The sequence below is a fragment of the Profundibacter sp. genome (genome assembly GCF_965277155.1).
In the GTDB taxonomy this organism is placed as follows: Bacteria; Pseudomonadota; Alphaproteobacteria; order Rhodobacterales; family Rhodobacteraceae; genus Profundibacter.
The window spans coordinates 86,312-99,018 of sequence record NZ_CBDIBV010000002.1 but is presented as its reverse complement, the minus strand read 5'-3'; the positions used below and the strand labels follow the sequence as shown (position 1 = coordinate 99,018).

Annotated in this window: 16 protein-coding genes; 4 read left to right on the top strand and 12 right to left on the bottom strand. The window is 57.4% G+C overall.

Annotated elements, in window-relative coordinates; translation table 11 throughout:
* Positions 1-50: 50 nt before the first annotated feature.
* The 8 genes from ACQY4M_RS01330 to ACQY4M_RS01295 form a co-directional block, all read right to left on the bottom strand.
* A complete protein-coding gene (locus tag ACQY4M_RS01330; protein ID WP_428539852.1) occupies positions 51-896 on the bottom strand; it encodes an urea carboxylase-associated family protein in 846 nt (281 codons plus the stop codon).
* Positions 897-901: 5 nt separating this feature from the next.
* A complete protein-coding gene (locus ACQY4M_RS01325; RefSeq protein WP_428539849.1) occupies positions 902-1,681 on the bottom strand; it encodes a succinate dehydrogenase iron-sulfur subunit in 780 nt (259 codons plus the stop codon).
* Positions 1,682-1,692: 11 nt separating this feature from the next.
* A complete protein-coding gene (locus ACQY4M_RS01320) occupies positions 1,693-1,983 on the bottom strand; it encodes a succinate dehydrogenase (RefSeq protein ID WP_428539846.1) in 291 nt (96 codons plus the stop codon).
* Positions 1,984-2,016: 33 nt separating this feature from the next.
* Positions 2,017-2,463 carry a hypothetical protein gene (locus ACQY4M_RS01315; RefSeq protein WP_428539843.1) on the bottom strand — a complete coding sequence of 149 codons (447 nt, stop codon included), beginning with the start codon at positions 2,461-2,463 and terminating at the stop codon, positions 2,017-2,019.
* On the bottom strand, positions 2,463-4,271 hold the full coding sequence (gene sdhA / locus ACQY4M_RS01310) for a succinate dehydrogenase flavoprotein subunit (RefSeq protein WP_428539840.1): 1,809 nt from the start codon (positions 4,269-4,271) through the stop codon (positions 2,463-2,465). The genes ACQY4M_RS01315 and sdhA overlap by 1 nt, the downstream gene beginning before the upstream one ends.
* A gap of 14 nt (positions 4,272-4,285) precedes the next feature.
* Positions 4,286-4,666: a succinate dehydrogenase, hydrophobic membrane anchor protein gene (sdhD, locus tag ACQY4M_RS01305; RefSeq protein ID WP_428539837.1), complete on the bottom strand. Its 381-nt coding sequence runs from the start codon at positions 4,664-4,666 to the stop codon at positions 4,286-4,288.
* An 11-nt stretch (positions 4,667-4,677) separates the two neighbouring features.
* Positions 4,678-5,064, bottom strand: a complete 387-nt coding sequence (gene sdhC / locus ACQY4M_RS01300) for a succinate dehydrogenase, cytochrome b556 subunit (protein ID WP_428539834.1) — start codon at positions 5,062-5,064, stop codon at positions 4,678-4,680.
* 184 nt (positions 5,065-5,248) lie between these two features.
* Positions 5,249-6,052, bottom strand: a complete 804-nt coding sequence (locus tag ACQY4M_RS01295; RefSeq protein ID WP_428539831.1) for a DUF4344 domain-containing metallopeptidase — start codon at positions 6,050-6,052, stop codon at positions 5,249-5,251.
* Between the two features lie 87 nt (positions 6,053-6,139).
* Here ACQY4M_RS01295 and ACQY4M_RS01290 point away from each other — a divergent pair, with 87 nt between their 5' ends.
* Positions 6,140-6,796 carry an IS1595 family transposase gene (locus tag ACQY4M_RS01290; protein WP_428539901.1) on the top strand — a complete coding sequence of 219 codons (657 nt, stop codon included), beginning with the start codon at positions 6,140-6,142 and terminating at the stop codon, positions 6,794-6,796.
* Positions 6,797-6,832: 36 nt separating this feature from the next.
* Here the strand turns inward: ACQY4M_RS01290 and ACQY4M_RS01285 are convergent, their stop codons facing one another.
* The 4 genes from ACQY4M_RS01285 to ACQY4M_RS01270 are packed head-to-tail and all read right to left on the bottom strand — an operon-like array spanning position 6,833 to position 9,467.
* A complete protein-coding gene (locus tag ACQY4M_RS01285; protein WP_428539828.1) occupies positions 6,833-7,861 on the bottom strand; it encodes a MaoC family dehydratase in 1,029 nt (342 codons plus the stop codon).
* Positions 7,861-8,064 (bottom strand): DUF1737 domain-containing protein, encoded by a 204-nt coding sequence (locus ACQY4M_RS01280; RefSeq protein ID WP_428539825.1) that lies wholly within the window; start codon positions 8,062-8,064, stop codon positions 7,861-7,863. Before ACQY4M_RS01280 ends, ACQY4M_RS01285 begins: the two co-directional genes overlap by 1 nt.
* Entirely contained in the window at positions 8,061-8,618 is a 558-nt protein-coding gene (locus tag ACQY4M_RS01275; RefSeq protein WP_428539822.1) for an NnrU family protein, read from the bottom strand. The genes ACQY4M_RS01280 and ACQY4M_RS01275 overlap by 4 nt, the downstream gene beginning before the upstream one ends.
* Positions 8,619-8,621: 3 nt before the next feature.
* Positions 8,622-9,467, bottom strand: a complete 846-nt coding sequence (locus ACQY4M_RS01270) for an HpcH/HpaI aldolase/citrate lyase family protein (RefSeq protein ID WP_428539819.1) — start codon at positions 9,465-9,467, stop codon at positions 8,622-8,624.
* Positions 9,468-9,771: 304 nt separating this feature from the next.
* On the opposite strand from ACQY4M_RS01270, the gene ACQY4M_RS01265 reads away from it, so the two are divergent.
* The 3 genes from ACQY4M_RS01265 to ACQY4M_RS01255 all read left to right on the top strand — a co-directional run bounded on the left by ACQY4M_RS01265 (position 9,772) and on the right by ACQY4M_RS01255 (position 12,677).
* The gene (locus ACQY4M_RS01265; protein WP_428539221.1) at positions 9,772-10,815 is read left to right on the top strand and encodes an IS5 family transposase; all 1,044 of its coding nucleotides are present in this window, start codon (positions 9,772-9,774) and stop codon (positions 10,813-10,815) included.
* A gap of 174 nt (positions 10,816-10,989) precedes the next feature.
* Entirely contained in the window at positions 10,990-11,952 is a 963-nt protein-coding gene (gene mdh, locus ACQY4M_RS01260) for a malate dehydrogenase (RefSeq protein ID WP_428539816.1), read from the top strand.
* 68 nt (positions 11,953-12,020) lie between these two features.
* Entirely contained in the window at positions 12,021-12,677 is a 657-nt protein-coding gene (locus tag ACQY4M_RS01255; protein WP_428539609.1) for an IS1595 family transposase, read from the top strand.
* The last annotated feature ends 30 nt before the right edge of the window (positions 12,678-12,707 follow it).

Below are 12,707 nucleotides of genomic sequence, written 5' to 3'. Positions count from 1 at the left end.
CCCCTATTATCGTTCCACAAAATATCCCCGCCGAAGGTATGGAATCTTTCTTACGCCCCATGCCCGCCGCAATAGCCGTTGCGCGCGGGCGATGACCACCCCTCAAGCGCCCCGACAGCAGGCTGAAACACCTCGACCAGTAGCGGATAACACGCTGCCACATCCGAAGAATGCTCTTCCGAACAATCCCCGCCCGGACAGGCCGAGAGCGCCCCGAGCAAATCAATCTCGGCGAAAAATTCCAGATAATCCCCCGCCCGCACCGGACTGGCCTTCATGAAATACTGTCCCGTGTCACGGGTGAATCCGGTGCACATGAACACATTCAAAACGTCATGCACATGGGCCTCGGCCTGATCCAGCGGTAGCCCCGTTTCCGCCGCCAATGCGCGGGTCAGGATGGAATGGCAGCAATGGTGATAATCTCCGCCACTCAGCAGGTTATGCGTATAAGGATCGCACCGCGTGCCGATCACGTCATGGACCGATCCGCCAAATTCATCAATCCCGTACCAATCCAGCGTATCGGCCACAATCGTTGCCATCGGGCGCAGATGCGGAAAACTGCTCCACATCCGTTCCCCCGTGGTCAGATGGGTGCCGTGCAGGGCGCGGGTTTTGCCGGAATAGAACCGCTCGGACAGATCGTTTGTGTTCCACAAGTTCAGATCACCAACCTGCGGACCCTCCACACAGGAAATCCGAAAGAAACTGCCCGCCGGAACATGGAAACAGGCCGCATCACGCGGCAGCACCAGAACCTCGCAAACCTTAACAGCCCCAAGCCGTGCCGCCTGATACAACGCTAAATCCGGCAATGGCAGACCCTCTGCCGGATAGCAGATCACCGGTTCAACCGCACGACGTTTGCCGGCATCTTCCGGTGCTTTCGTCACCCTGCTTAAACCGCCCGCTCGACCATCAGTTTCTTGATCTCGGCAATCGCCTTGGCGGGGTTCAGCCCTTTGGGGCAAGTGTTGGTGCAGTTCATGATCGTATGGCATCGATACAGTTTGAACGGATCGTCCAACCCGTCCAGACGTTTGCCCGTGGCTTCGTCACGGCTGTCAATAATCCAGCGATAGGCATGCAACAGCGCCGCCGGACCAAGGTAACGGTCGGAATTCCACCAGTAGGACGGGCAGGACGTAGAACAGGACGCGCACATCACACATTCGTACAACCCGTCCAGTTTCTTGCGATCCTCGATCGACTGGCGCCATTCCTTTTCGGGCGGATTGGTATAGGTTTCCAGCCACGGCATGATGCTGGCGTGCTGGGCATAGAAATTGGTCAAATCCGGGATCAGATCCTTGACCACCGGCATATGCGGCAATGGATAGATTTTCACATCGCCCTTGATTTCGTCCATGCCGTAAATACAGGCCAGCGTGTTGATCCCGTCGATATTCATCGCGCAAGATCCGCAGATGCCTTCGCGGCAAGAACGGCGGAAGGTCAGCGTGGGATCAATCTCGTTCTTGATCTTGATCAGCGCGTCCAGAACCATCGGGCCGCATGTGTCCATATCCACGAAATAGGTATCGACGCGGGGGTTCTTTTCCTCGTCCGGATTATAGCGGTAAATGCTGAATTTCCGCAGGTTGGTTGCGCCCGCAGGTTTGGGCCATGTTTTGCCCGTTACAATGCGCGAGTTTTTCGGAAGTGTGAATTCAACCATATCTTTCAGTCCTATCCCAGACCCGAGCCAAGCTCGGTCTTTAAGAAACATTTCAGCGTATCCCCGCGGGTGCTGATAGTGACCACCGTATTCACGGTGCTTTGATCAACCCCCGTCACCGCCGCCTTGGCGAGGCTGAAAATCTCGTCCGTGGTGGCGTTGTCGATGATGCAATTGCTATAGGCCTCGGTATTACGACCGGGGAATTTGTCAACCACGATCGGGGTGACCACCCGCTTTGCCGCCTCGCGCGAGGTGTCCTGAACGATCCCGTCCGTGACACATCCCGAAAGCGAAACCACTGTTAGTCCAATCGCCAAGGCACGCAACATATCCTAATCCTCCAACAGCGACGACTGGATCGTGCTGCCTGATTTCAGAAATTCATAAGCGCGCTTTTGCTGTTCCAGCGTCAGCGTTTTCCACAGCGCCACGTCTTCGGCCGACAGATCATAACCTTGCGGTACCGACAATTTGCCATTCGACATCATCTTGGGCGCGGTCGGACCGGCGGGGTTGGGCAATGTGCCCGCCTCGCGGTTATGCTGCTCGACGCAGGCGTTCATCAGAACTGCCCCGCGCGCGTCCCCGCCTGCAGCAGGCAGGATCACGGGCAAACCATTCACCCCGACCTTGTCGGTCGAGCGTACATAAAAGCCTTTGGCCCCCGTTTCATGCAAACAGGTCAGCATGTAATCCTTAGGCGGTTCAGGTTTGACGCATCCCGCCAGAACCACGCCACCCAGAACCAGTGCAACAGAGGAGGTTTTCAGAACAGCCATCAATAAACCCTTTTCTTTGGTGCAAATTTCTTCATATCAACACCGCCCTCTTTCAATGTGGTAAGCGGGTCAACATGAACCGGACGATATTTGACTTTAACCTTGCCGTCCGCATCCACGGTTGCCAGCGTATGCTTGCGCCAATCCTTGTCCCCACGATCCGGGAAATCCTCGTGCGCGTGCGCTCCGCGACTTTCCTTGCGGGCTTCGGCGCCATAGATTGTGGTCAGCGCATTGGCCATCAGGTTTTCCAGCTCCAGCGTTTCCATCAGATCGCTGTTCCAGACCAGTGAACGGTCTGTGACCTTGATGTCCTTCATCTCGTCCCAGATATCACTGATCCTTTTACAGCCCTCTTTCAGGGTTTCGCTGGTGCGGAACACTGCGGCATCTTCCTGCATGGCGCGCTGCATCTTCAGGCGCAGTTCGGCTGTCGTTTTGCTGCCATCGGCCTGACGAATCCGGTCAAAATGCTCGAAGATGGCGTCGATCTTGTCTTCGGACGCGTGCGGAACAGGGGCCTTGGGATCAATGATTTCCCCGGCCTTGATCGCGGTTGCGCGGCCCATAACCACCAGATCCAGCAGTGAATTGGTGCCCAGACGGTTTGCCCCGTGCAACGAAGCACTGGCACATTCGCCCGCGGCCATCAATCCGGGGACAATTGCGTCGGGGTTGCCTTTGACGGGGTTGATCACCTCGCCCATGTGGTTTGTCGGGATGCCGCCCATATTATAGTGCGCCGTGGGCAGAACCGGAATCGGCTCCTTGGTCACATCCACACCGGCAAAGATACGGGCACTTTCGGCGATGCCGGGCAGGCGCTCGTAAATCACTTCGGGGGGCAGGTGGCTCAGGTTCAGGTGGATATGGTCCTTCAGTGGACCAACACCGCGTCCTTCACGGATTTCGATTGTCATGCAACGGCTGACAACATCGCGGCTGGCCAGATCCTTGAAGGTGGGCGCATAGCGCTCCATGAACCGCTCGCCTTCCGAGTTGGTCAGATAACCGCCTTCGCCGCGCACCCCTTCGGTGATCAGCGCGCCCATGCCGTAGATGCCTGTCGGGTGGAACTGCACGAATTCCATATCCTGCAACGGCAATCCGGCGCGGGCCACCATGCCACCACCATCACCCGTGCAGGTATGCGCGGATGTGCAGCTGAAATAGGTGCGCCCCGCCCCGCCCGTGGCCAGAACAACCATCTTGGCGTTAAAGCGGTGCATCGTGCCATCGTCCAGTTTCCATGCCATGATCCCGGTGCAGGCACCGTTGTCATCCATGATCAGATCCAGCGCGAAATATTCGATATAGAATTCTGCGTTGTGTTTCAGGCTTTGGCCATAAAGCGTGTGCAACATCGCGTGGCCGGTCCGGTCAGCCGCCGCACAGGCGCGCGGAACCGGCTTGCCTTCGCCGTATTCGGTGGTGTGGCCACCAAACGGGCGCTGGTAAATCTTGCCATCTGTGGTGCGGGAAAAAGGCACACCGTAATGTTCAAGTTCATATACCGCGCGCGGTGCTTCGCGGGCGACGTATTCGATGGTGTCGTTATCACCCAGCCAGTCCGAGCCTTTGACCGTGTCATACATATGCCACTGCCAGCTGTCCGGCTCCATATTGCCAAGGCTTGCGGCAATCCCGCCTTGTGCAGCCACCGTGTGGGAACGGGTCGGGAATACCTTGGTCACACAGGCGGTTTTCAATCCCTGTTCAGCCATCCCCAAAGTCGCACGCAGGCCAGCGCCACCGGCGCCAACAACCACAACATCATAATCGTGGGTTTCGTATTTATAAGCAGCCATGTTACTTCTCCGGCTCAGGCACTAAAGGCGATTTTGGCGATCGAGAAAACAGCGGTCACAGCCGTTGCCCCCCAGAACAGACGATTCAGAATCAACGACCCCATCAACAGGCGTGGCGCGTGGACGTAATCCTCGATCACCACTTGAATGCCCAGATGCAGGTGCTTGCACAGCACGATGAAAAACATCACCGCCACGATGGCGTTATAGGGGTGCTGATATGTTTTCAGCATGGTGGCATGATCCGCCCCCAGGGTGCCGATAAACGGAAACAGAAACATCAGCGACAGCGGGATCAGCGCAATCGCCGTAAGCCGCTGGGAAATGAAATGCGCGTTTCCGCCGCGGGCAACACCCAGGCCGGATACACGTTTGCGATCGGTTAAATATGACATCTTCGTTCCCCTTACAGCGCCAGCAGGATGCACAGCAATGTTGCCACAACCGACAACACCACCGCCGCAATTCCCGACCGCCGAACAGCCTTCATTCCCATACCCTTGCCGGAATCCCATTGCAGGTGACGCAAGCCACCAAAGAAGTGATACCAGAACGCCCAGAGCGAGCCGACCATGATCAGAATTCCGAACCACGAGGTCAGGAACCCGTTGGCCACATCATAATAGGCGGCATCGGTTGCACCGGCCAGAAACCACCATGCAATCAGCACAGCGGCCAGCGACATCGCAACGCCGGTCAGACGATTCAGGATCGACAGTATGGATGTGATTTGCGGACGATAGATTTGCAGGTGAGGCGAAAGCGGGCGATTGCCCTGATTTGCGTCTGCCATTGGTTATACCCCTTCAGGATCAAGCGCCTGTGGTCGGCTAGATTTGTTCATCTTATCCTGTATGAATAGCGCTATAATTTGCCCGAGTCACGCGATCCGGCACAATGTTAGCGCAAATAATCACACGATTTTGTTGAATTTTTCCATTTGTGATCACACGCTACCCTTGCGTGATCACAAATATCTACTTGGGCGCGGTGCGATACAACTCGTCGATATAATTGGTGCAAACGGTGATCTTGTGACGGCTTGAGGAATAGAAGGCATACATATTGCTGCCGCGACTGCATCTCTTCACCGTCACCCGCAAGCGTTTGGGCAGATTGAACTTCTCGTTTACCAGTTTGACTTCGGCCTCGATCACCTCGGCTGCGCGCTGTTGCAAGGCCGTGCGGGCGGATTGGTGAAAGGAAACCGGCTCGCCTGATTTGGCGTCCTCGATCCGTTTGATAATCGGGTCCCAACCATGCTTTGCAAGGTCATATTCCCCGTTGCAATATTCCGCTCGCTCCAATGGCAGGCCCATTTTCTCGGCGAATTCTGTGCGGTTGTCGGGGTTACTGCCATATGTCAGGCAGACGATATTGTAATACCGCTGCATATCGGGGCCATGTTCATCGGCCCAATCCCATTCGCGCCCTTTGCCCATGCGGTCATCGGCATCCACCTTGAACCCCATCGCCCCGCCCGAATTGATCGTCAGCGCCTCTTGTGGCTTGAACAACTGCTCGATCACCACAACGCTGAACACATCTGCAGCGTCCTCTTCCTGTCCCAGAACCGGCAGGTCCATCATGTCAATCAGCGCATGGGCCAATTCATGATAGAATGTGGAGACCAGATTGGTGCGCACGAATTCGAACTGTTGCGGGTCCAGTGCCAGCGCCACGGGTTTTCCCTGCTTGCCGTCATCCTGCTTGTCGATCAGCGTGGGCTGTTCCTTTGGGGTTTTGTCGACCTGTTTGTTGATATCATCGGCCGCAAACAAAGCTGCGGGCACCACCAGAGCAATAAACAGATAAAATAACTTTTGGGGCTGACCCAGATAACCTAAAAAGAGGTTATGATGGGAAGCATGAGAAAGAGTCGCCTGAACCACTACAAGCAAGACCGTCTTACGGAGCATTTTGTTTCGGGATCGACAGCACGAACAGCAGCCAGTTTGTGTGGTGTAAACCGCAAGACCGCAGCGTTTTATTTTCTACGCCTGCGCGAGATAATCGCCTATGAGCTGGAGGCGGAAAGCCAAGCTATGTTCGGCGGAGAAATAGAAGTGGACGAAAGCTACTTTGGCGGCAAACGCAAAGGTAAACGCGGGCGTGGTGCGGCAGGTAAAATTCCCGTTTTTGGTATATTAAAAAGGGGTGGGAAGGTTTACACCAAGATCATCCCGGACGCCAAATCCGCCACTCTGATCCCGATCATAGAGCGCAAAGTCGTGCCGGATTCCATCGTCTATTCCGATTGTTGGCGCGGTTATAATGTGCTGGATGTGTCAGACTTCCACCACTTTCGCATCAACCATTCCAAGCTCTTTGCAGACCGTCACAACCACATCAATGGCATCGAGAATTTCTGGAACCAAGCCAAGCGCCACATGCGCCGATTTAACGGTGTCCCCAAGGCCCAATTTGGGCTATATTTGAAGGAATGCGAGTGGCGTTTCAACAACAGTGACCCTTCAGCTCAGTTATTGCAGCTAAGACAATGGGTTAAGCGTTACTTGAAGTAGTTATCTGGGTCAGCCCCTAACTTTTTCATAGCCTGATTAAACCGGCATCACCGCCCAATAGTCAATATCCAGCAACACATCCGGCAGGTACTTCCCGCCCTCGCCGCGCAGTTCAAACGCCGCCCCTTTGGTTGCCACGGTCCGTAACCGGATCAGCCCGATACCGGGGGCCTTCGTTTTTGCCACGTCCAGAACTTCGGACCAGGCCCGCACTGTATCACCTGCAAAACAGGGGTTGGCATGGGCGCCTGCGTTCAGGCCAACGATCATCTGCGCATTAGCCAAACCATTGAAACTAAGGGCGCGGGCCAGTGAAATGATATGCCCGCCATACATCAGCCGCTTGCCATCTGGTCGCGCCGTCACGTCGAAATGCACCTTGGCTGTGTTCTGCCACAGGCGCGTTGCCATCATGTGTTCGGCTTCTTCAATCGTCACCCCGTCCACATGGTCGATCCGCTCGCCCACCGTGTAATCGCCCAGCCGGTGTGGCTCGCCCGCCAGTGTGAAATCGTAATTTGTGAAATTCAGCCCCTCGGGGACCACCACCTGATCCGCTGGCACCGCCCCCGCCAGTTCCGGGATCACCGTTTCCGGCGCTGCCACCCCCGGATCACGCTTTTTCACCATCACCCAGCGCACATATTCCAGCACCGCCTGACCATGCTGGTTGGTGCCGGTTGTGCGCACCCAGACCACGCCGTTCTTGCCGCTGGAATTCTGCTTCAACCCGATCACTTCGGAACTGGATCGCAGCGTATCCCCCGCATAGACCGGCTTCAGCCACCGCGCCTCGGCATAGCCCAGATTGGCCACCGCATTCAGCGAAATATCCGGCACGGTTTTGCCGAACACCACATGGAATGTGATCAGGTCATCCATCGGGGAAGTCGGCAGCCCGCAAGCGCGCGCAAATTCGTCGGACGAGGCCAGCGCATGACGCGCCGGATAGAGCGCATGATACAGCGCCCGCTCGCCCCCCGAAACCGTGCGCGGCACCGCGTGGTCGATCACCTCGCCCAGCTTGTAATCCTCGAAAAACCGCCCTGCTGTCGTCTTGCTCATTATTGCTGCCCCAGCTTCAGATCGGATGAATATTCCACATCCGCCTCTTTGGTTACCGCCTGCCCGCAGCGCATCACGCCGTTGGCATGGTCAAAGGCATAGGTCGGGGAACCATACAGTTCCCACCCCTTGCTCAGCGCCTCGCTTACCTTGTGGCAAAAGGCGGCGGTGTCATCCTCGGTCAGTAAACGATACAGCTTCATGGATAAGTCCCCCGAAACGGGCTGTAGCCCAGCCAGATATGAACGCCGGTGATCAGTGCATAAAACACCAGCGCAATCGCGAAATTCTTGATATCCTTGGAGAAAGGTCCCGGCTCCGGCCGATCCCACGCGCCTTCGCCGCGGTTGATCAACACCATCTGGATCAGCGCCCAAAGGCCCAGCCCGCCGAACAGGATCAAGGATGCGACATCGCCGTTCACCAGCAAATGCGCCCCCGCCCAGATCACCATGCCCCACAGCATTGGATGGCGCACCTTTGCCGCCACCCAGCCACGCGACGACCCCGCGCCAAACATGAACAGCGATACCAGCATCAACAGATTGTTCACATGCCCCATTCCGGGCATTGGCGTGTAAACGGGAATGGTCTCGGACCCGCGATACCCGATCACCATCAGCACAATCGCAGCGACCGAGGCCAGCGCCACCAGCCCCCTGCCCGCATTCCCCATCGACGCCCGCACCCCCGGCAACAGACGTTTAAAGAAATGCGCAGCCACCCACAGCGCAACTCCGGCAATCAGTAATCCCATTCGCTATCCTTCCAATGCGGCAATCATCTTTGCCTTGGCCAGTGTCTGCTGTGCGGTGACAATATGCAAGTTCTCGACGATCTTGCCATCCACCACGGCCACCCCCTGCCCTGCCGCCTCGGCCTCTTCAAAGGCCGCGATCTGGCGGCGCGCCAGTTCCACTTCGGCATCGGATGGTGCAAACACCGAATTTGCCTCAGCCAGTTGCGCCGGATGGATCAGCGTCTTGCCGTCAAACCCCATATCGCGGCCCTGCTCGCATTCCTGCCGCAGTCCGACATCATCCTTGAACGCATTGTAAACCCCGTCAATTGCCACCACCCCGTGGGCGCGGGCGGCCAGCAGACACATCTGCAGGCTGGTGATCAACGGCTCGCGATCCACCCGAAAGCGGCAATTCAGATCCTTGGCCAGATCATTGGTGCCCATCACCATGCCGCGCAACTGGCTGTGCGCCGCAATCTCGGCTGCGTTCAATATCCCTAGTGGAGTCTCCATCATCGCCCAGACCGGCATATCCCCGACCATTGCGGCCAACGCCTCGACATCGGCCGCGGAATTCACCTTGGGCAACAGCACCGCATCGGCACCGCGAACCACTGCCGTATCCTCGCGCCCCCATTCGGTATCCAGCCCGTTGATCCGCACAATCCTGAACCGCGCACCGTAATCCTGCGTCAAAGCCTCGGCCAGCATCCCGCGCGCCGCCGCCTTTTCCTCGACAGCCACCGCATCCTCCAGATCGAAAATGATCGCGTCTGTGGCCAGCCCTTGCGCCTTTTCCAGCGCACGCACCTTTGATGCGGGGATGTATAGAACGGAACGGAACGGGCGGGCGTGGGTGTCCATGATTCGGCCTCCTTGAAACAATCTTGCGCAATCAGCACCATTTCAGCACCATTACGCAAGCCGAGAATCGCAACTTCCTTCTTCTTGCTTCAAATACCTCTACCCAAGGCACCTCCGCGAGCCCCGACAGGGGCGAGCCTGCGGCGACATGCGCAGCATGGCGCAATCACGGCCGCCCACATATTCAGTTTTCCGGATTTGACGACTCTTGCGCAGACTGTTCAAAAAGACCTCTGCATAACATCGGGATTCCCCCGGGTTGGCCGTTTTGGTAAGCTAGCCGGGAAATCTCTGGGGTGAATAGATGGACCTTTTCCTGCACGAAGCGGCGGCACGGATCGGCGCGGATGACGTTCTGTCGAAGATCGACGCGCTGATGGATTGGAACTCGTTTTTGCCGATCCTGCGGCGCGGTCTGGGGCGCTCGGGGATCGGGCCTCAGGGCTATGATCCGCTGGTTCTGTTCAAGTGTCTTCTGGTTGGCCAGTGGCACGGGCTGAGCGACCCGAAGCTGGAGCGGGCCTTGAAGGTACGGCTGGATTTCATGCTGTTCTGCGGGCTCGATCTGCACGCGTCGGTGCCGGATGAGACGACCCACTGCCGGTTCCGCAATGCGCTGGTCCGGGGTGGCGTTTACGATGAGCTGCTGGCCGAGGTCTGCCGCCAGATCGAGGCGCATGGGCTGAAGCTGAAAGAGGCTGAGGCGGCGATCATTGATGCGACCCTGATCGCGGCGGCGGCGCGCCCGCGCACCCATATCGACGCCCCGCAGGACCGGGCAGAGGACGGGGCAAGGGAAGGGACGCCGGATGATCCGCCCGAGGTCTCACCCGACGGGGCACAGCTGCATTTCAGCGCCGACCCTGATGCCCGCTGGGTCAAGAAGGGCCGCAAGAGCACGCTCGGCTACAAGGGCTTTGCCCGCTGCGACGAAGAGGGCTTTATCGACAAGGTGCACACCACGCCCGCCAATGCCGCCGAAAGCCCCGAATTCGCCACCATGATCGCGGGCGCAAAGGCGCAGCGGGTGCTGGCCGACAAGGCCTATGCGAGCAAGGCCAACCGCCAGATGCTGCGCGGCAAATACCGCGACGGCATCCTGCGCAAGGCAGCGCGCGGCCGCCCCCTGCGGCAATCGGAGAAACGCTTCAACCGGCTGATTTCGAAACGCCGCTTCCGCATCGAGCAGACTTTCGGCACGATGAAACGCCTCTTCGGCCTGCAGCGGGCGAGATATTTCGGGCGCGCCAGGGTGCATGCCCAGATGGTCATGGCCGCCATCGCGCAAAACCTGCTCAAGGCCGCAAACAGGATCACCCTCAACCCGCAAACCCCCGCAATCGCATAGCCCCAAACCCCGCCACCCGTCTGTCCGCCGGACCCGCAGGGGCGCAAGGTGGGCGGCCGAAATCTTGCTTCAACCGAAAGCCATGGCCTCATGCAGAGGTCTTTCAAATGCCTTGCGCGCGAGATCAGGAATGGATACGCAATCAGCGGATTAAACGGATCAGGAGATCACACCATGGCCAGAGCCAAAATCGCCCTTATCGGTGCCGGACAAATCGGCGGCACCCTTGCCCACCTTGCAGCAATGAAAGAACTGGGCGACGTTGTCATCTTTGACATCGCCGACGGCATCCCGCAGGGCAAAGCCCTTGATATTGCCGAAGCCGGCCCCGCCGAAGGCTTCGACGCCACCATGAAAGGCACCGTAGATTATTCCGACATCGCTGGCGCAGACGTCTGCATCGTCACCGCCGGCGTCGCCCGCAAACCGGGCATGAGCCGCGACGATCTGCTGGGCATCAACCTGAAAGTGATGAAATCGGTCGGTGAAGGTATCGCTAAACACGCGCCCGACGCCTTCGTGATCTGCATCACCAACCCGCTGGACGCGATGGTCTGGGCGCTGCGTGAATTCTCGGGCCTGCCCCACAACAAGGTTTGCGGCATGGCCGGTGTGCTGGACAGTGCCCGTTTCCGCCACTTCCTGTCGCTGGAATTCAATGTATCCATGCGCGACGTCACCGCCTTCGTTCTGGGTGGCCACGGCGACACAATGGTGCCGCTGGAACGCTATTCCACCGTCGCCGGCATCCCGCTGCCCGATCTGGTGGACATGGGCTGGACCACACAGGACAAGATGGACGCCATCATCCAGCGCACCCGTGATGGCGGTGCCGAAATCGTCGGCCTGCTGAAAACCGGCTCGGCCTATTATGCGCCCGCCACTTCCGCCATCGAAATGGCCGAGGCTTACCTGAAAGACCAAAAACGCGTCCTGCCATGTGCCGCCTATGTGGACGGCGCCCTTGGTCTGGACGGCTTTTACGTCGGCGCGCCCACCGTAATCGGTGCCGGCGGCATCGAGCGGATCGTCAACATTAAGCTGAACAAGGAAGAACAGGCCATGTTCGACAAATCAGTCGAGGCGGTCAAAGGTCTGGTTGCGGCCTGTAAGGAAATCGACCCGTCACTGGGTTAAGGTATTCCTGACTTGTAAAACACTAGGGGCTGACCCAGATAACCTAAAAAGAGGTTATGATGGGAAGCATGAGAAAGAGTCGCCTGAGCCACTACAAGCAAGACCGTCTTACGGAGCATTTTGTTTCGGGATCGACAGCACGAACAGCAGCCAGTTTGTGTGGTGTAAACCGCAAGACCGCAGCGTTTTATTTTCTACGCCTGCGCGAGATAATCGCCTATGAGCTGGAGGCGGAAAGCCAAGCTATGTTCGGCGGAGAAATAGAAGTGGACGAAAGCTACTTTGGCGGCAAACGCAAAGGTAAACGCGGGCGTGGTGCGGCAGGTAAAATTCCCGTTTTTGGTATATTAAAAAGGGGTGGGAAGGTTTACACCAAGATCATCCCGGACGCCAAATCCGCCACTCTGATCCCGATCATAGAGCGCAAAGTCGTGCCGGATTCCATCGTCTATTCCGATTGTTGGCGCGGTTATAATGTGCTGGATGTGTCAGACTTCCACCACTTTCGCATCAACCATTCCAAGCTCTTTGCAGACCGTCACAACCACATCAATGGCATCGAGAATTTCTGGAACCAAGCCAAGCGCCACATGCGCCGATTTAACGGTGTCCCCAAGGCCCAATTTGGGCTATATTTGAAGGAATGCGAGTGGCGTTTCAACAACAGTGACCCTTCAGCTCAGTTATTGCAGCTAAGACAATGGGTTAAGCGTTACTTGAAGTAGTTATCTGGGTCAGCCCCAAACACTAAAAGG

Excerpts from the sequence above, each read along its gene's own strand:
- sdhC (WP_428539834.1), bottom strand. The coding sequence starts at position 5,064 with ATGGCAGACGCAAATCAGGGCAATCGCCCGCTTTCGCCTCACCTGCAA.
- ACQY4M_RS01325 (WP_428539849.1), bottom strand. The coding sequence starts at position 1,681 with ATGGTTGAATTCACACTTCCGAAAAACTCGCGCATTGTAACGGGCAAA.
- sdhD (WP_428539837.1), bottom strand. The coding sequence starts at position 4,666 with ATGTCATATTTAACCGATCGCAAACGTGTATCCGGCCTGGGTGTTGCC.
- ACQY4M_RS01255 (WP_428539609.1), top strand. The coding sequence starts at position 12,021 with ATGAGAAAGAGTCGCCTGAGCCACTACAAGCAAGACCGTCTTACGGAG.
- ACQY4M_RS01270 (WP_428539819.1), bottom strand. The coding sequence starts at position 9,467 with ATGGACACCCACGCCCGCCCGTTCCGTTCCGTTCTATACATCCCCGCA.
- mdh (WP_428539816.1), top strand. The coding sequence starts at position 10,990 with ATGGCCAGAGCCAAAATCGCCCTTATCGGTGCCGGACAAATCGGCGGC.
- ACQY4M_RS01265 (WP_428539221.1), top strand. The coding sequence starts at position 9,772 with ATGGACCTTTTCCTGCACGAAGCGGCGGCACGGATCGGCGCGGATGAC.
- ACQY4M_RS01290 (WP_428539901.1), top strand. The coding sequence starts at position 6,140 with ATGAGAAAGAGTCGCCTGAACCACTACAAGCAAGACCGTCTTACGGAG.
- ACQY4M_RS01280 (WP_428539825.1), bottom strand. The coding sequence starts at position 8,064 with ATGAAGCTGTATCGTTTACTGACCGAGGATGACACCGCCGCCTTTTGC.
- ACQY4M_RS01285 (WP_428539828.1), bottom strand. The coding sequence starts at position 7,861 with ATGAGCAAGACGACAGCAGGGCGGTTTTTCGAGGATTACAAGCTGGGC.
- sdhA (WP_428539840.1), bottom strand. The coding sequence starts at position 4,271 with ATGGCTGCTTATAAATACGAAACCCACGATTATGATGTTGTGGTTGTT.
- ACQY4M_RS01275 (WP_428539822.1), bottom strand. The coding sequence starts at position 8,618 with ATGGGATTACTGATTGCCGGAGTTGCGCTGTGGGTGGCTGCGCATTTC.
- ACQY4M_RS01315 (WP_428539843.1), bottom strand. The coding sequence starts at position 2,463 with ATGGCTGTTCTGAAAACCTCCTCTGTTGCACTGGTTCTGGGTGGCGTG.